This is a genomic window from Pseudonocardia sp. DxW, from assembly GCF_058448985.1.
This window is the reverse complement of sequence record NZ_JBZFLK010000010.1, coordinates 91,059-107,788: the sequence shown is the minus strand read 5'-3', so window position 1 is coordinate 107,788 and position 16,730 is coordinate 91,059. Positions and strand designations below refer to the sequence as shown.

The 16,730-nt window shown below is 75.1% G+C and carries 14 protein-coding genes; 5 read left to right on the top strand and 9 right to left on the bottom strand.

Annotation, left to right across the window (positions count from 1 at the left end; genetic code table 11):
- Positions 1-60: 60 nt before the first annotated feature.
- From ACVJO7_RS17240 to ACVJO7_RS17225, 4 genes are all read right to left on the bottom strand, one after another.
- Positions 61-369: a hypothetical protein gene (locus ACVJO7_RS17240; RefSeq protein ID WP_491673701.1), complete on the bottom strand. Its 309-nt coding sequence runs from the start codon at positions 367-369 to the stop codon at positions 61-63.
- Positions 370-380: 11 nt separating this feature from the next.
- A complete protein-coding gene (locus tag ACVJO7_RS17235) occupies positions 381-2,093 on the bottom strand; it encodes a glycerol-3-phosphate dehydrogenase/oxidase (protein ID WP_425563626.1) in 1,713 nt (570 codons plus the stop codon).
- A gap of 111 nt (positions 2,094-2,204) precedes the next feature.
- Positions 2,205-3,722 (bottom strand): glycerol kinase GlpK, encoded by a 1,518-nt coding sequence (glpK, locus tag ACVJO7_RS17230; protein ID WP_344023604.1) that lies wholly within the window; start codon positions 3,720-3,722, stop codon positions 2,205-2,207.
- A 47-nt stretch (positions 3,723-3,769) separates the two neighbouring features.
- The gene (locus tag ACVJO7_RS17225; RefSeq protein ID WP_491673700.1) at positions 3,770-4,621 is read right to left on the bottom strand and encodes an MIP/aquaporin family protein; all 852 of its coding nucleotides are present in this window, start codon (positions 4,619-4,621) and stop codon (positions 3,770-3,772) included.
- A gap of 165 nt (positions 4,622-4,786) precedes the next feature.
- On the opposite strand from ACVJO7_RS17225, the gene ACVJO7_RS17220 reads away from it, so the two are divergent.
- The 4 genes from ACVJO7_RS17220 (at position 4,787) to ACVJO7_RS17205 (ending at position 9,194) form a co-directional block, all read left to right on the top strand.
- The gene (locus tag ACVJO7_RS17220; protein WP_344023599.1) at positions 4,787-5,548 is read left to right on the top strand and encodes an IclR family transcriptional regulator; all 762 of its coding nucleotides are present in this window, start codon (positions 4,787-4,789) and stop codon (positions 5,546-5,548) included.
- Complete coding sequence (gene glpK, locus ACVJO7_RS17215) at positions 5,545-7,053, top strand: glycerol kinase GlpK (RefSeq protein ID WP_491673699.1); 1,509 nt, start codon at positions 5,545-5,547, stop codon at positions 7,051-7,053. Before ACVJO7_RS17220 ends, glpK (ACVJO7_RS17215) begins: the two co-directional genes overlap by 4 nt.
- 95 nt (positions 7,054-7,148) lie before the next feature.
- Positions 7,149-8,048 (top strand): SCO6745 family protein, encoded by a 900-nt coding sequence (locus ACVJO7_RS17210; protein ID WP_344023596.1) that lies wholly within the window; start codon positions 7,149-7,151, stop codon positions 8,046-8,048.
- A 141-nt stretch (positions 8,049-8,189) separates the two neighbouring features.
- Positions 8,190-9,194 (top strand): TerC/Alx family metal homeostasis membrane protein, encoded by a 1,005-nt coding sequence (locus ACVJO7_RS17205; RefSeq protein ID WP_344023594.1) that lies wholly within the window; start codon positions 8,190-8,192, stop codon positions 9,192-9,194.
- A gap of 27 nt (positions 9,195-9,221) precedes the next feature.
- Here the strand turns inward: ACVJO7_RS17205 and ACVJO7_RS17200 are convergent, their stop codons facing one another.
- On the bottom strand, positions 9,222-9,539 hold the full coding sequence (locus ACVJO7_RS17200) for a putative quinol monooxygenase (protein ID WP_344023592.1): 318 nt from the start codon (positions 9,537-9,539) through the stop codon (positions 9,222-9,224).
- 101 nt (positions 9,540-9,640) lie between these two features.
- Between ACVJO7_RS17200 and ACVJO7_RS17195 the strand changes: the two genes are divergently transcribed.
- Complete coding sequence (locus tag ACVJO7_RS17195; protein ID WP_491673698.1) at positions 9,641-10,633, top strand: helix-turn-helix transcriptional regulator; 993 nt, start codon at positions 9,641-9,643, stop codon at positions 10,631-10,633.
- On the opposite strand, the gene ACVJO7_RS17190 is transcribed toward ACVJO7_RS17195, so the two are convergent.
- Genes ACVJO7_RS17190 through ACVJO7_RS17175 form a run of 4 tightly spaced genes read right to left on the bottom strand, consistent with a single transcriptional unit; the run spans position 10,611 to position 16,665 of the window.
- The gene (locus tag ACVJO7_RS17190; protein ID WP_491673697.1) at positions 10,611-11,792 is read right to left on the bottom strand and encodes a PQQ-dependent sugar dehydrogenase; all 1,182 of its coding nucleotides are present in this window, start codon (positions 11,790-11,792) and stop codon (positions 10,611-10,613) included. The two genes, ACVJO7_RS17195 and ACVJO7_RS17190, sit on opposite strands and share 23 nt — an antisense overlap.
- Positions 11,793-11,847: 55 nt before the next feature.
- The gene (locus ACVJO7_RS17185) at positions 11,848-12,579 is read right to left on the bottom strand and encodes a TetR/AcrR family transcriptional regulator (protein WP_491673696.1); all 732 of its coding nucleotides are present in this window, start codon (positions 12,577-12,579) and stop codon (positions 11,848-11,850) included.
- Between the two features lie 4 nt (positions 12,580-12,583).
- Positions 12,584-15,142 carry a PEP/pyruvate-binding domain-containing protein gene (locus ACVJO7_RS17180; RefSeq protein ID WP_491673695.1) on the bottom strand — a complete coding sequence of 853 codons (2,559 nt, stop codon included), beginning with the start codon at positions 15,140-15,142 and terminating at the stop codon, positions 12,584-12,586.
- A complete protein-coding gene (locus tag ACVJO7_RS17175; protein WP_491673694.1) occupies positions 15,139-16,665 on the bottom strand; it encodes an MFS transporter in 1,527 nt (508 codons plus the stop codon). The genes ACVJO7_RS17180 and ACVJO7_RS17175 overlap by 4 nt, the downstream gene beginning before the upstream one ends.
- Between the last annotated feature and the right edge of the window lie 65 nt (positions 16,666-16,730).

Below are 16,730 nucleotides of genomic sequence, written 5' to 3'. Positions count from 1 at the left end.
GATGCGGACAGCTCCGGTCCTCGATGGGACACGGATCCGCATGTTCTGCGAGGACGGCGGTCACCGCCGCAGCGCGCGCAGGGCATCCTCCCAGCGGGCGCGGCGAGCCGCCGCGTCCAGCTCCCACCACGGCGTCCCGCGCTCACCGAGACCGTGCTTGGCGGCGCCGACCCGCTCCCGGGCCGCGCGGACGCGGTCGTCGTCGCCGGTCCGCTTCCCCGCCCCGACCTCGGCGCGTGCCCGGCCGAGGTGCTGCTGCAGCTCGGCCCGCACGTCGTCGGGCAGCATCGGATCGGCGGCCCGCCAGCGGCGGCCCCGGACGACCACGTACCGGCCGTCCGGGGTCCGCCCGCATGCGGGACCGCCCATCCGCGGGGTCCTCAGCCGCTGACCGGCACCACGTCCGGCGCGCCGAGCCGGGCCGCGTCGGCCGTCTCGTCGTCGGGCATCCGCTGGCTCTCCCGCTCCGCCTCGACCCGCTTGACGTAGTGGTCGACCTCGCGGGCGACCTGCTCGTCGTTCCAGCCGAGCACCGGGGCGACCAGCGTCGCGACCTCCTCGGCGGCACCGGCACCCCGGTCGAACGTCTCGATCGAGATCCGGGTGCGGCGGGCCAGGATGTCCTCCAGGTGCCGGGCACCCTCGTGCGAGGCCGCGTAGACGACCTCGGCGCGCAGGTAGTCCGACGCACCGGCCAGCGGCTCGGCGAGCGTCGGGTCCTCGGCGGCCAGGTCCAGCACCTCCTGGATCAGCGAGCCGTACCGGCCGAGCAGGTGCTCGATCCGCCCCGGGTGCAGCCCGGACTGCGCGGCCAGCCGCGCGGTGGCGTTGCGCAGCGCGTGGAAGCCCTCGGCGCCCAGCAGCGGGACGTCCTCGGTGACCGACTTCGGGACTTTGGCGTCCAGGCCGTGCACGGCGGCGTCCACCGCGTCGCGGGCCATCACCCGGTACGTCGTGTACTTGCCGCCGGCGACCACGACCAGGCCGGGCACCGGCGTCGCGACGGCGTGCTCCCGGGACAGCTTGGAGGTCGACTCCGACTCACCGGACAGCAGCGGGCGCAGGCCCGCGTAGACGCCCTCGACGTCGTCGTGCGTGAGCGGCTGCTCCAGCACCTCGTTGACGTGCCGCAGCAGGTAGTCGATGTCGGCGGCGGACGCGGCGGGATGGGCCTTGTCCAGGTCCCAGTCGGTGTCGGTGGTGCCGATGATCCAGTGCCTGCCCCACGGGATGACGAACAGCACCGACTTCTCGGTGCGCAGGATCAGTCCCGAGTCGCCGCGGATCCGGTCCCGCGGGACGACCAGGTGGATGCCCTTGGACGCGCGCACCTTGAACAGGCCGCGCTCACCGGCCAGCGCCTGGGTCTCGTCGGTCCACACCCCGGTCGCGTTGATGACCTGACGGGCGCGGACGTCGATCCGCTCGCCGCTCTCCAGATCCTGCACGGTCGCGCCGACCACCCGGCCGGCGTCCTTGAGCAGCCCGACCACCCGCGCCCGGGTCGCCACGTGCGCCCCGTAGGCGGCGGCGGTGCGCGCGATGAACATGGTGTGCCGGGCGTCGTCGACCTGGGCGTCGTAGTACTGCAGGGCGCCGACCAGCGCGTCCTTGCGCAGCGACGGGACCACCCGGCGCGCGCCGCGCCGGGTCAGGTGCCGGTGGTGCGGCACGCCGCGCGAGCGCCCGGACAGGAAGCCGAGGGTGTCGTAGAGCGCGACACCGGCCCCGGCGTAGAGCCGTTCCCAGCCGCGGTGCTGCAGCGGGTAGAGGAACGGCACCGGGCGGACCAGGTGCGGCGCCAGGTGCTGGATGAGCAGCCCGCGCTCGGCGAGTGCCTCGGCGACCAGCCGGAAGTCCAGCATCTCCAGGTAGCGCAGGCCGCCGTGGACGAGCTTGGAGGACCGGCTGGAGGTGCCGGACGCGAAGTCCCTGGCCTCGACCAGGCCGACCGACAGGCCGCGGGTCGCGGCGTCGAGCGCCGCTCCGGCGCCGACGACACCCCCGCCGACCACGAGCACGTCGAGCTCACGGTCGCCCATCGCCTGCAGCGCCGCGGTACGGGCCTCCGGGGAGAGTGCCACCGATTTCATGATCGGACCCTTCTGAGTCGTTGCGTCACACGGGGACTACCCGTTCCAACAGCGTTCTGCGCCCGGATGTGCCCGGTGTCGCCCCGCGGGGCGACACCGGGCGGGCGGATGTCAGTCCACGTCCACCCAGTCGAGCGTCCGCTCGACCGCCTTCTTCCACTTCGCGTACCCGGCGTCGCGCTGGGCCTCGTCCCACTGCGGCTCCCAGCGACGCGCCTCGTTCCAGTTCTCCCGCAGCTCGTCGGTGGACTTCCAGAACCCGACGGCCAGGCCGGCCGCGTAGGCGGCACCGAGCGCCGTCGTCTCGGCGACGACCGGGCGGGACACCGGGACGCCGAGCACGTCCGCCTGGATCTGCATGCACAGCTCGTTGAGCGTGACGCCGCCGTCGACCTTCAGCACGTCCAGCGCGACGCCGGAGTCCTTCGACATCGCCTCGGTGACGTCGCGGGACTGGTAGCAGATCGCCTCCAGCGTGGCCCGGGCCAGGTGCGCGTTGGTGTTGAACCGGGACAGCCCGACGATCGCGCCGCGCGCGTCGGACCGCCAGTACGGCGCGAACAGCCCGGAGAACGCCGGTACGAAGTAGACGCCGCCGTTGTCCTCGACCTGGCGGGCCAGCGACTCCGACTGGGACGCGCCGGAGATGATCCCCAGCTGGTCGCGCAGCCACTGCACGGCCGACCCGGTGACCGCGATCGAGCCCTCCAGGGCGTAGACCGGGCGCTCGCCCTCGAACTGGTAGCACAGCGTGGTGAGCAGCCCGGACTCCGAGCGGACGAGCTCGTTGCCGGTGTTGAGCAGCATGAAGTTGCCGGTGCCGTAGGTGTTCTTGGCCTCGCCGGGGGCGAAGCACACCTGGCCGACGGTGGCGGCCTGCTGGTCACCCAGGTCGCCGGTGATCGGGACCTCGCCGCCCAGCGGCCCGGTCGCCAGGGTCGTGCCGAACGCGGTCGCCGACGACGACGGCTTGATCTCCGGGAGCATCCGGCGCGGGATGCCGAAGAAGCCCAGCAGCTCGTCGTCCCAGTCCAGGGTCTCGAGGTCCATCAGCATGGTGCGGCTGGCGTTGGTCACGTCGGTGACGTGCCGCCCGCCCTGGGTGCCGCCGGTGAGGTTCCAGATCACCCAGGTGTCGGTGTTGCCGAAGATCGCGTCGCCGTTCTCGGCGGCCTCGCGGACCCCGTCGACGTTCTCCAGGATCCACTGGATCTTCCCGCCGGAGAAGTAGGTGGCGGGCGGCAGGCCGGCCTTGCGGCGGATCACCTCGCCCTTGCCCTCGCGCTCCAGGGCGGTGGCGATCCGGTCGGTGCGGGTGTCCTGCCAGACGATCGCGTTGTAGTAGGGCCGGCCGTTGCGCCGGTTCCAGACGACGGTCGTCTCCCGCTGGTTGGTGACGCCCAGCGCGACGAGATCGGACGCGGACAGCCCGGTCTTGGTCAGTGCCTGCTGCAGGCAGGTGTTGGTGCGCTCGATGATCTCGATCGGGTCGTGCTCGACCCAGCCGGCCTGCGGCAGGATCTGCTCGTGCTCCAGCTGGTGGCGGCCCACCTCGTTGCCGGAGTGGTCGAAGATCATGAAGCGGCTGCTGGTCGTGCCCTGGTCGACGGCGCCGACGAACTCTGCCATTGAGCTCTCCTAAGGATGTGCGGGTCGGGTACGTGATCGGCCGGGCGTCAGACCCGCCCGACCTCCTGCGGGGCGTCCTCGGCCGGGATGTAGCGGTCGACCAGGAGCTTGAACAGCCCGCCGCCGACCAGACCACCGATGATCGGGGCCAGGATCGGCAACCACCAGTACTGGACGCCGTCGCCGGTCACCCAGGCGTTCTCGTACCCGGTGATCCAGGACGCCAGCCGCGGCCCGAAGTCACGGGCCGGGTTGATCGCGTAGCCGGCGTTCGAACCCCAGGCCATGCCGATCCCGACGACCAGCACGCCGATCATGAACGGCGCCATGTTGGCGGCCGGTCCCTTGTTCCGCGGGTGCACCAGCGCGAAGATCACGAAGACCAGGATCGCGGTGCCGACCACCTGGTCGAGGAACGCCGTCTGGATGGTGGTGACGTCCGACGGGAAGGTCGAGAAGATGCCCTGGGTCTCGGTCAGGTTCGGGTCGACCGAGCGGATCAGGTCGGCGTAGGTGGCCCGGATGATCAGCGCCGCGACGAACGCGCCGAGGAACTGGGCCGCGATGAACGGGGCGACCTTCCGCCACGGGAAGCCGTCGTAGGCGGCGAATGCGATCGTCACCGCCGGGTTGATGTGCGCGCCGGAGATCCGCCCGGCGACGTACACACCGAGCATCACACCGATGCCCCAGGACCACGCGATCGAGTCGTACTGGCCGGCCGAGCCGTCCGGTGTGGTGACCACCTGTGCGACGACGCCGACGCCGAACAGGATCAGGATCATCGTTCCGGCGAACTCGGCGCTCAGCTCGCCGAGCAGGGAAGGCGGCCGTCCGCGGGCCGGTGTGCTCGGTGCGGCGGCGGTCGCCCCGTCACCGGTCTTCTCGGAGCTCGTCATCGAACCCCCTCCTGGTGTCGTCCCAGCACGGGGCCGGGCGGCCCCGTCGCGTGCCCGGGGACGCTAGGAGCGACAGGGTCCCGCGGCAACGCGAGGCGTTCGGCGATGTCGAATGTTGCGGGTCGAACGGCCCATGATCGCTTTCCGGTGCCTAGGATCGGCGGCGTGGCCCGGCAGATCCAGTCGGTGGAACGGGCGGCCGCCCTGCTGCGGCTGCTCGGCGGAGCGGGGCGGCCGCTGGCGCTGGCGGAGCTCGCCGCGGCGCTGGACCTGCCGCGGCCGACCGCGCACGGGATCCTGCGGACGCTGCGCGAGGAGGGCCTGGTCGCGCAGGACGGCGCGTCCGGCCGTTACCTGCTGGGCGACGGGCTGGGCCGGCTCGGCACCCCGTGGGACCGGCACGACCTGCGGGCCCGGGCGATGAACTGGGCGGACGCGCTGGCGGCCGGCACCGGCTGTGCGGTCTACCTGGGGGTGCCCGCGGCGGACGGCCGCGGGGTGGACGTGGTGCACCACGTGTTCCGGCCGGACGGCAGCCCGCAGGAGCTGCGGACGAACACGGTGCAGCCGCTGCACGCCACCGCGTGGGGGCTGTGCCTGCTGGCGTTCGCGCCGGCGTCGGTGCGGGTCGTGGAGCCGCTGGACCGCTACACCCGGCGCACCGTCGTCGATCCGGTGGTGCTCGCCCGCGAGCTGACCGCGGTCCGGCGGCGCGGCTGGGCCGCCGACCCGGGCGGGTGGGAGCCGGGTGCGGGCGGGCTGGCCGTGCCGGTGCGCAGCGGGGGCGGGCTGACCGTGGCGGCGCTCGGCGTCGGGGGGCCGGTGGAGCAGCTGTTCAGCGGCGACGGGCGGGCGCGGCCGGATCCGCTGGACGGGCTGACCGGTGCGGCCGCCGAGATCGCGGCCGGTCTGGAGGGGCTCGCGTGAGCGCCGTCCCGGCGTCCGAGCGGGTGGTCGCGGCGATCGACCAGGGGACGACGTCGACCCGCTGCCTGCTGTTCACCCGGTCCGGCCGGATGGTCGCGGTGGCCCAGCGCGAGCACCGGCAGCACTTCCCGAGCCCGGGCCGGGCCGAGCACGACGCGGCCGAGATCTGGCGGGCGGTGACCCGGGTGGTGCCCGCGGCGCTGCGGCAGGCCGGCCTCGGCCCGGAGAACGTCGCCGCGCTGGGCATCGCCAACCAGCGGGAGACGACGGTGATCTGGAACCGGCACACCGGCGTCCCGCTCGCCCGGGCGATCACCTGGCAGGACACCCGCACCGACGGCATCGTCGCCGGGCTGGCCGACGACGCCGGGCTCTACGCCCGGGTGTCCGGGCTCGGTCCGGCGACCTACTTCGCCGGGCCGCGGCTGCAGTGGCTGCTCGATCACGTGCCGGGCGCCCGGGACGGGGCCGAGCGGGGCGACGTGCTGTTCGGGACGATCGAGAGCTGGCTGATCTGGCGGCTGACCGGCGGCCCGGACGGCGGGGTGCACGTCACCGACGTCACCAACGCCAGCCGCACCATGCTGATGGACCTGCGCACCTGCGAGTGGTCGCCCCGGTTGTGCGCGGCGCTGCGGGTGCCGCCGGCGATGCTGCCGCGGATCGTGCCGAACGCGCAGGTCTACGGCAGGTGCGTCGGGATCCTGCCGGGGGTGCCGGTGGCCGGCGCGCTGGGCGACCAGCAGGCAGCCCTGGTCGGGCAGACCTGCTTCGCGCCCGGCGAGGCGAAGTGCACCTACGGGACGGGCGCGTTCCTGCTGAAGAACACCGGGTCCCGGATCGCCGACTCCGACGCCGGGCTGATCCCGACCGTCGGCTACCTGTTCGGCGACGATCCGGTCTACGCGCTGGAGGGTTCGATCGCGATGACCGGCTCGCTGGTGCAGTGGTTCCGCGACGCGCTCGGGATGATCTCCACCGCGGCCCGGATCGAGACCCTCGCGCTGAGCGTCCCGGACAACGGCGGCTGCTACGTCGTCCCGGCGTTCTCCGGGCTGTACGCGCCGCGATGGTCGCCGGACGCGCGCGGCGTGATCGTGGGACTGACGTCCTACATCCATCGCGGGCACCTGGCCCGCGCGGTGCTGGAGGCGACCGCCTGGCAGACGCGCGAGGTGCTGGACGCGATGAACGCCGACTCCGGGCTCGGCGTCACCCGGCTCAAGGTGGACGGCGGCATGACGGCGAACCACCTGCTCATGCAGTGCGTCGCCGACGTGCTGGACCTGACGGTCGAGCGTCCGCTGGGATCGGAGGCGGTGTCGCTCGGCGCCGCCTACGCCGCCGGGCTCGCCGTCGGGTACTGGCCGGACCAGGAGGTGCTGCGCCGCAACTGGCACCGGGCCGCCGCGTGGGAGCCGTCGGTGGATCCCGCCCTGCGCGACCGGGAGCACGTCAACTGGCAGCGCGCGGTGGAGCGCAGCATGGGGTGGGCCCGGCGCTGACCGGGTGGCCGCCCGGCCGGCGGGCATCGGCACGTGCTCCGGCCGCGCCGTGCGGGATCGCGCGGGGTGCGGGCGCGCGGGCTACCGTCACGATCATGAGCAACTCGGATGCCGCCGTCGCCGCCGGTCGTCTCGCCCGCGGCCTCGAGCCGCTGCACGCCCAGATCTACTTCGCGCCCGAGGCCGAGCCCCGGTTCGTCCGGGCGGGTCTCGACGAGGGCCGGATGACCTACTTCGCCCCGCGCGCCGCGCCGATCGGGGCGGTCGGGCCGTCCACGGTCACCGCGACGTTCTACAACTTCTCGCCCCGGCTGGTGGCCGCGTCGATCCCGCGGGCCTGGGACCTGGTGTCGCCCGCGGACCTGGTCGCGGCCCGGTTCGAGGTCGCCGACGCCTCGCTGCGCAGGCTGCTGGGCGACGACGGAGTGGGCTCGCCCGAGGTCGCCGAGGCCGCGGCGCTGGCCCGCACCGCCGCCGAGGCGGTGACGCCCGAGGGCCGCCCGCTCGCCGCCGCGCACCTGGACCTCGAGTGGCCGACGGCGCCGCACGTGGTGCTCTGGCACGCGCTGTCGATCCTGCGCGAGCACCGCGGCGACGGGCACATCGCGCTGCTCACCGCCGCCGGGCTGAGCGGCCTGGAGGCGCTGATCACCGCGACCGCGACCGGCACCGGGTTCACCGTGCCGTTCGCGCGGGCCAGCCGCGGCTGGTCGCGGACCGAGTGGAACGACGGCGTCGCCCGGCTCGCCGAGCGCGGCCTGCTGGAGCAGGCGGCCCCGTCCGACGACGCGGTCGATCCGGTCCTCACCGAGGAGGGCACCGCGCTGCGCAAGCGGCTGGAGGACGAGACCCACCGGATCGGGGCCGCCCCCTGGGCCGCGCTCGGGAGCGAGCGCGCCGCTCGGCTCGGGGAGATCGGCGGCGGGCTGGTGCGCACCGCGCTCGCGAACGGTGCGTTCCCCGCGGACGGGGTGTTCGCCGCGCCGAGGCGCTGACCGGCGGCGGAACGGGCGGCACCGGCGCCCGTTCCGCAGCAAAATGTCGGTATCCCCCGCTATGGTGCACAGCGCAACGCGGTGCGCCGCGCAACCGGTCCGAACCGGCCCGGCCGTGGCACCCGGGGGGAGGAGTGTCCGGTGCTGGAGATCAGCGGGCTCGAATGGGCGATCACGATCGGCGTGATCGTGGGGCTGCTCGCGCTCGACCTGCTTCTCGCCTGGTGGAAGCCGCATCGCGTCGGCTTCGCCGAGGCGACGGCCTGGTCGGTCTTCTACATCGCGATCGCGATCGCCTTCGGTGTGGTCTTCGCGATGGTGCACGGCTGGGACTTCGGCACCCAGTACTTCACCGGCTACATCGTCGAGAAGAGCCTCTCGGTCGACAACCTGTTCGTCTTCGTGATCATCATGACCACGTTCGCGGTGCCCGAGGAGCACCAGCACAAGGTCCTGACCTTCGGGATCGTGCTCGCCCTGATCATGCGGGCGATCTTCATCGTGGTCGGCGCGACCCTGCTGAACCTGTTCTCGTTCATGTTCCTGCTGTTCGGCCTGCTGCTGCTCTGGACGGCCGTCCAGCTCTACCGGCACAAGGACGAGGAACCCGACGTCGAGGACAATCTCGTGGTGCGCGGTGCGCGCCGGCTGTTCCCGGTCACCGAGAACTACGACGGCGGCCGCCTGTTCACCCGGGAGAACGGCCGCCGGGTCGCCACCCCGATGTTCATCGTGCTGGTGGCGATCGGCGGGATCGACCTGCTCTTCGCGCTCGACTCGATCCCCGCGGTGTTCGGCGTGACGCAGGAGGCCTACATCGTCTTCGTCGCGAACGCCTTCGCCCTGCTCGGCCTGCGCGCGCTGTTCTTCCTGGTGAAGGGCCTGCTCGACCGGCTGGTGTACCTGTCCACCGGGCTGGCGATCATCCTCGGCTTCATCGGGGTCAAGCTGGTGCTGCACTGGGCACACGTCGACATCTCGCCCTCGGTGCCGGAGATCCCGACCATGCTCAGCCTGGTCGTCATCCTGGGCATCCTGGCGATCGTCACCGTCGCGAGCCTGATCAAGACCCGGAGCGACCCGGGGATGAAGGCGAAGCCGGGGTCGCTGCGGGCGCGCAAGGAGCGCACCGAGCAGCAGAACTGAGGGTGCGGTCCGGGCCGGGCCTCGGGGTCAGGGCAGGCCCGGGCCGCCGAGCGGGGTGACCTCGATGTACTCCGGCGGTGCCGCCAGCAGCTCCAGCACCGCGCCGAGCCCGGCCTCGCCGATGTCGCGGTTGAGCGCGGCCTCGGACGCCGCCGGGTCCGACCACACCTCGGTCACCCAGACGGTGTCCGGCTCGTCGGGCGCGGCGTTGACCACGTACGCCAGGCAGCCGGGCTGGACCGACATCCCGTCGGCGACCCGGAGCAGCGCCGCGGCCAGCTCGGTCCCCTGTCCCTCGACGGCCACCATCCGGACGTACCGGCCCACCCGCTCGCTCGTCTCCACGGGCGCGACCGTAGACGGCGGCCGCCCCGGCCGGTCCGGCCGCCCCGGCACCCCGGCGATCCAGGACCGGAACTGTCCGCATCGACGGGCACACTGGTCCGGTGATGGAGACCTCGGCGCGGCTGCTGCGCCTACTCGGGCTGCTGCAGGTGCCCCGTGACTGGACCGGGCCGGCCCTGGCCGAGCGGCTCGAGGTCGACGTGCGCACGGTCCGCCGCGACGTCGACAAGCTCCGCACCCTCGGCTACCCGGTGCACTCCACCCCCGGCACGACCGGCGGCTACCGGCTCGGCGCCGGTGCCGCGCTGCCGCCGCTGCTGCTGGAGGACGACGAGGCGGTCGCCGTCGCCGTCGGGCTGCGGACGGCCGCGGGCGGCACCGTCGCCGGCATCGAGGAGACCTCGGTGCGGGCGCTGGCGAAGCTGGAGCAGGTGCTGCCCAACCGGCTGCGCCGCCGGGTCACCGCGCTCGGCACCGCCACCGAGACGCTCGCCGGCCGCGGCCCGACCGTCGACGCCGACGACCTCTCCGCGCTGGCCGCGGCCTGCCGGGACCACGAGCTGCTGCGGTTCGACTACGTCGCGGCGGACGGCACGCCGACCCGCCGGACCGCCGAGCCCGAGGGGCTGGTGCACACCGGCCGCCGCTGGTACCTGGTCGCCTGGGACACCGGGCGGGACGACCGCCGCACCTTCCGGGTGGACCGGATGCGGCTGAAGCTGCCCGCCGGTCCGCGGTTCGTCCCGCGCGAGCCGCCGGCGGGCGGGATCGCCGCGTTCGCCCAGCGCGGGATCACCAGCGGGGCCTACCCGTACCGGGCGCGGGTGCTGCTGGAGGCGCCCGCCGAGCAGGTGGGGGAGTGGGTGACCCCGGCGTCGGGCACCGTCACCGATCTCGGCGACGGGCGCTGCGAGCTCGCCGTCGGCGCCTGGACGCTGGACTCGCTCGGCATGTGGCTCGGCTCGTTCGGGGTGGACTTCCACGTGCTGGAGCCGCCGGAGCTGGTGGAGCACCTGGACGTGCTGGCGGCCCGGTTCGGCCGGGCCGCCGCGGCGTCCCGCGGCGCCGGGATCACTCCAGCGGAAGGACGATGATCCGGTCGTCGTCGCCGGTCGGGTTCCCGCGGCCGTCCCGGTTGCTGGTGGTGATCCAGAGCGCCGAGCCGTCCGGGGTGGCGGTGACGCCGCGGAGCCGGCCGAAGTCGTCGTTCAGTAGCTGTTCGGGCTCCCCGACGGTCCCGGCCGCGCCGTCCCCGGCGCCGATCGGGATCCGCCACAGCCGCTCGCCGCGCAGCGCGCCCATCCACAGCGAGCCGCCGGCCTGCGCCAGCCCGCTCGGGGACGCCTGGTCGACCGGCCAGACGAGCAGCGGCTCGGTGTAGGCGTCGTCGATCGGGGGCTCCTGGGTGCCCTCGACCTCGGGCCAGCCGTAGTTGCGGCCCGGCTCGATCAGGTTGATCTCGTCGGCGGTCCGGGCGCCGAACTCGGTCGCGAACACCTCGCCGCCCGGGCCGAACGCGATGCCCTGCGAGTTGCGGATGCCCAGCGCGTACACCTCGGTGCCGAACGGGTTGCCCGGTGCGGCGGCCCCGTCCGCGGTCAGCCGGAGGATCTTGCCGGCGAGGTCGTCCGGGTCCTGCGAGCGCGACCGGTCGCCCGCGTCGCCGGTGCCGACGAACAGGTCGCCGTCCGGGCCGAAGACGAGGGCGCCGCCGTTGTGGGTGAACCCGCTGGGGATCCCGTCGATCACCGTCTGCTGGTCGGCGCCGTCGATGGTGCCGTCGTCGGCCATGGTGAGCGCGACGATCCGGTTGCCGTCGGCCGCGGTGTAGTAGACGAGGACCCGGTCGTCGGTCGCGAAGTCCGGGGACACCGCGATGCCGAGCAGGCCGCCCTCGCCCTGCGGGGTCACCTGGTCGACGACGCCGAGCGGGGTGAGCTCGCCGTCGGGGGACAGCCGCAGGATCCGCGCGGTGTCCCGCTCGGTGACCAGTGCGTCGCCGTCCGGCAGGAACGCCACCGCCCACGGCGCGGACAGTCCGGTCGCCAGCACCTCGGGCTCCCCGGCGGTGGCCTGCGGGAGCAGGCCGTCCGCGGGTGCGACGGAGGCGGAGCTCAGCTCCGGCCCGTCCGGGGTGTCCCCCCCGGGCTGCGGTTCCGCGCCCCCGCCGGTGCATCCGGCGAGCAGTGCGAGCGCGGCGACGAGCGGGACCCCGGCGCCGAGCAGGCGCGCGCGACCGGATGTAACGGGCATACCGGACACCGTACCGGTGATCGACAACCCGCACCCGGCAGCGCGGCCCGGGCCCCTAGCAGTGCCCGGGGGCGAGCAGCGGCAGGGCGACCTCGTCGACGATGCCGGTGACCACGTCGTCGGGCACCGGGGCGCCGTGCACCAGGACGTGGAACCGGAGCATGGTCGGCGCCACGTCGAGCATCCGGTCGGTGATCCCGGACATGTCGAGCTCGCCCCGGTCGTGGGCACGCCGCACGACCTCCGCGACCAGCCGCCGTCCGCTGCGCCGGGACAGTGCCTGCAGCGACTCGACCCGGTCCGGCCCGGTGAGCAGCTCGCCGAGCAGCCCGCGCAGCGCCTCTCCGAGCGCCCCGTCCAGCGCCGCGGCGACCGCCCCCAGCGCCGCGATCAGGTCGCCGCGCAGCGAACCGGTGTCGGGCGGCCGCTCCGGCTCCGGCATCACCGACCGGACGGCGTCCAGCACCAGATGTGCCCGGTCCGGCCAGCGCCGGTACACCGACGCCTTCCCGGCCCCGGCCCGGGCGGCGACCCGCTCGACGGTCAGGGCCGGGTACCCCCGCTCGGCCAGCTCGGCCAGGGTCGCCTGCAGGATCTCGGCGTCGAGCTGCGGGCCCCGGCGTCGCGGCCGGTTGCGGTGACCGCTGCCGGGTGCGGTGCTGCCGGGTGTGGCGCCGCCGGGTGTGGCGCCGTCGGGGGTGGCGCTGCCGGGTGCGGTGCTGCCGGGTGTGGCGCCGTCGGGGGTGGCGCTGCCGGGTGTGGCGCTGCCGGTCGGTCCGGTGTCCATCCGCTCAGCCTGCCCGGCCGGCGTCGGTGCCCGTGTGGGTGCCGGCGTCGGCGACGGTGCCCGCGTCCCCGTCGACGGTGACCAGCTGCCCGTCGGTCAGCACAGTGGTGCCGGTCCCGGTGCCCATCACGGCGGCGATCCCGTACTCCCGGGCGACGATCGCGGCGTGCGACGCGGCGCCGCCCTGGTCGACCACCACGGCGGCGGCCCGGGAGAACAGCGGTGTCCAGGACGGGTTGGTGGCCGGGCAGACCAGCACGTCGCCCGCGGTGAGCCGGGCGAACCCGGCGTGCCCGTCGACGATCCGGACCGGCCCGGTGACCCGGCCGCCACCGGCGGGAGTGCCGGTGAGCAGGACGTCGTCGTCGCGGGTGCGGTCGCCGAACAGCACGGCGGGGGCGATCAGCGGGCTCCCGGCGAGCTCGTCGCGCCGGGCGGAACGCGCCGCGACCAGCCCGTGGAGCGCACCGGCCTCGGCCGCGGACAGGACGTCCGGCGCGGGGAGCCGCTCGATCTCCTCCCGGCGCAGGTGCAGGACGTCGGCCGGGTCGTCGAGCACGCCCGCGGCGGCCAGCCGGGACCCGATCTCGCGGACCGCGCGCTGCAGCGCCGGCAGGGTGCGGGTGCAGTGGAAGTGGGTGTCCTCCCGCAGGGCGACGGCCGCACGGGCGTCCTCGACGAGCCGGTCCAGCCAGGCGGTCCGGCGCCGTCCGAGCAGCGGGTGCGCGTGCAACGCGCGCCGGGCCCGTTCGGCGCGGCCGGGACCGGTGGGCCCGGGCGGGCCGGGGACCAGCGCGGCCAGCGTGGACAGCACCGCGGTCGGGTCCTCCCGCCAGGTCGGCCCGGACATCAGCAGCAGGCTGGTGGTCTCCCGGTGCCCGTACTCGGCGAGGAACACGTGCAGCGCGTCCCGGAAGGTCGCCCAACCCGGATCCGTGGCGATCCGCTCGGCGAGGCCGGCGACGTCGGCCCCGGCGAACGCGGTGCGCAGCGCGGGGGTCTCCCGCACCGTGGCGGCGAGCGCGTCGAGCGCGCTGTTCGCGTCGGTGGTGCGGGTCGGCCCGGCCGCCAGGTCGCCGAACAGCGCACCCGAGCGCAGCGCGCCGAGGGCCAGCCGCAGCCGCAGCAGGTCCAGCCCGGCCCGCGGCAGGTAGTCCACCCGCAGGTCGGTGATCAGGTCCGCGATCCCGGCGGCGCGCCGCGGGAGCCCGCGCAGCTCCGGCCAGTCCAGGGTGGCCGGGTCGAGCCGGTCGAGCTGCCGGACCTGCTGTTCGAACGCGGTGAACCGCCGGTCCGCGGTCCATTCGGCCGGCCGGAACCGGCGCAGCCGCGGCAGCAGCCGTCGCGGCGCGCCGAGCACGGCCCGGGTCGGCCGCGGCGAGGGCGGCACGAACCGGTCCACCACGCCGTCCACCTCGGGCAGCACGTCCGCGAGATCGAGGTGCGCGCCCGGGATCTCGGCGAGCATCCGGCGGAGCATCCGGCCCGGCCCGGGCAGCAGCCACGCGCTCATGTCCATCGGGTACGGCCGGACCGGGACCAGCTCGGCGAACACCGGGCCGAGGAACCGCTGCCGCCGGTTCAGCCGGATCGGCGCCGGCGGCAGCGCGGTCATCGGCCGGGCCTGGAGCAGCACGAGCCGGTCGCCGTGCCGGGCCCACTCGACGTCCTGCGGCCGGCCGAAGTGGGCGGCGACCGCCCGGCCCAGGTCGGCGAGCTCGCGGGCGACCGGATCGGGGAGCAGCGGTTGCGGGGTGTCCCGCGGGTCCGGGGTGATCCGCTCGACGCCGCCGCCGGGCAGCTGGCGCAGCACGACCTCGCGCCGCCCGGTCCGCCGGGACCGGATCCCGCCGTTCGGGCCGACGACGACATGGTCCGGCGTGACCAGCCCGGACACCACCGCCTCGCCGAGCCCGGCGCCGGCGTCGACGACGATCTCGTCCCGCGCGCCGGTCACCGGGTTCGCGGTGAACAGCACGCCCGCGGAGTCGGCCGGGACCATCCGCTGCACGACGACGGCGACGGCCGCCCCGGCCGGGTCGATTCCGCGCCGCCGCCGGTAGGCGATCGCCCGGTCGGTCCACAGCGAACCCCAGCACCGCCGGACGGCGTCGAGCAGCGCCTGCTCGCCGACGACCCCCAGCAGGGTGTCCTGCTGGCCGGCGAACGCGGCGCCGGGGAGGTCCTCCGCGGTCGCGCTGGAGCGCACCGCGACCGGGCCGGCGCCGAGCCGGCGGTAGGCGTCGGTGATCGCGTCGGCGAGTGCGTCCTGGACGGCCGCCGTGGCGAACCGCTCGCGCAGTGACGCGCCGTCGCCGGGATCGCCGGCCGCGACGGCGTCGCGGAGCGCCGGATCGTGCCCGATCACGGCCCGGTGGGCGGCGGTGGTGATCACCACGCCGTCCGGCACCGGGAACCCGGCCCGGACGAGCTCGCCGAGGTTGGCGCCCTTGCCTCCGGCGACGGCGAGATCACCGCTGCCGAGTGCTCCGAGCGGGACGATCCAGCGGTGCCCGGTGTCCGGGACGGACGGATCGGGCCGGGCCGGTGTCGGTCGGGTCATCGGGTGGTCCTTCCGTCGGGTGGGACGGGTGCGGTCCGGGTGCGGCCGGGCCGTGGCACGTGGGGGTGACCGGGCGGCGCGGGTGCGGCCGGGCCGGATCGGGTCGCCCCGACCGGGCCGGTGGCCGTTCCGCCGGGCCGGGTACGGAGCGGGACGGCCGGCACGGCCAGGCACAGCAGGGCGGCGGTCCCGGCCGCGACGGCCAGCACGGCGCTGCCCACCTGCAGGGCGTGCCCCGCGGTTCCCGGATCGAGCAACGACCCGCCCCGGCCGGTCAGCAGCGCGCCGATGACCGCGACGCCGAGGGTCGCGCCGATCTGACGCAGGCAGGTGACGGTGCCGGTGACCGAGCCGAGCTTGTCGGGGCCGGCGGCATTCTGCGCGACGAGGACCATCACCTGCACGACCATCCCGGCACCACCACCGAGCAGGAACAGCACGGCGACCAGCGGCGGCAGCGGCGCACCGGGCCCGAGCACCGCGAGGGCGCCCAGCGCGGCCGCGCAGCCCGCGGCGCCCGCGACCGGGATCGCGCGGTAGCGGCCGGTCCGGGTGATCCGGCGCCCGGCGAGCGTGCTGGTGACGATCATCCCGGCCATCGCCGCGGTGACGGTCAGCCCGGCGGTGGTCGCCGGGATCCCGTGCACGACCTGCACCGCCGCCGGGAGGAAGGCGACCGTGCCGAACAGGGCGGCACCCGTCAGCAACGAGACGAGCGCCGGGACGCCGGTGCCGCGCCCGGTGAGGAGCCGGGCCGGCAGGACGGGGGCGGGTGCGCGGCGCGCGCTCACCCACCAGCCGATGGCGGCGGCCGCGGCGAGTGCCGCGGCGGCGGGTGCGGTCCACGGCGGCAGCCCGCCGGTCCGTCCGAGGGCGGCGCCGCACAGCACGACCGAGAGCGACAGCACCGCGAACGAGGCCGATCCCGCGACGTCGAACGGCCGGTTCGGGTGGCCCGAGGCCCGGGGGAGGCCGCGGAGCACCAGGGTGGACGCGAGCGCCCCGAGCGGCACGTGCACGGCGAACACCGCACGCCAGGTCAGGTGGTCGACCGCCAGGCCGCCGAGGACCGGGCCGCCGACCGCGGCCAGCGCGTACACGGCGCCGAGCAGGCCCAGGTACCGGCCCCGCTCGCGCGGGCCGAGCACGTCGCCCAGGGCGGCCTGGGCCCCGACGATCAGCGCTCCGGCGCCCAGCCCCTGCAGGAAGCGGCCGCCGATCAGCACCGGGAGGCTCGGCGCGAACGCGCAGACCGCAGCGCCGGTGACGAACGCCGCGATGGCACCGAGCAGGACCGGCCGGCGCCCGTGCCGGTCGCCCAGCGCACCGGACAGCAGCATGGTCGAGGTGGTCGCCGCCAGGAACGCGGTGAGCACGGCAGGCACCAGGTGCGGCTGCCCGAGGTCGCGGGCGATCACGGCGAGGGCGGCGGTGAGCAGCGTCTGGTCCAGGGCGCCGAGCAGGGTCAGCACCATGACCGCGGCGAGGGCCGCGACCGGTGCGCCGGTGCGTGGTCCGGCCATCACACCCCCGATAGTGAACGTTGCGTTCCCTCAAGTTAGCGGAGAGGAAATAGGGAACGCAACGA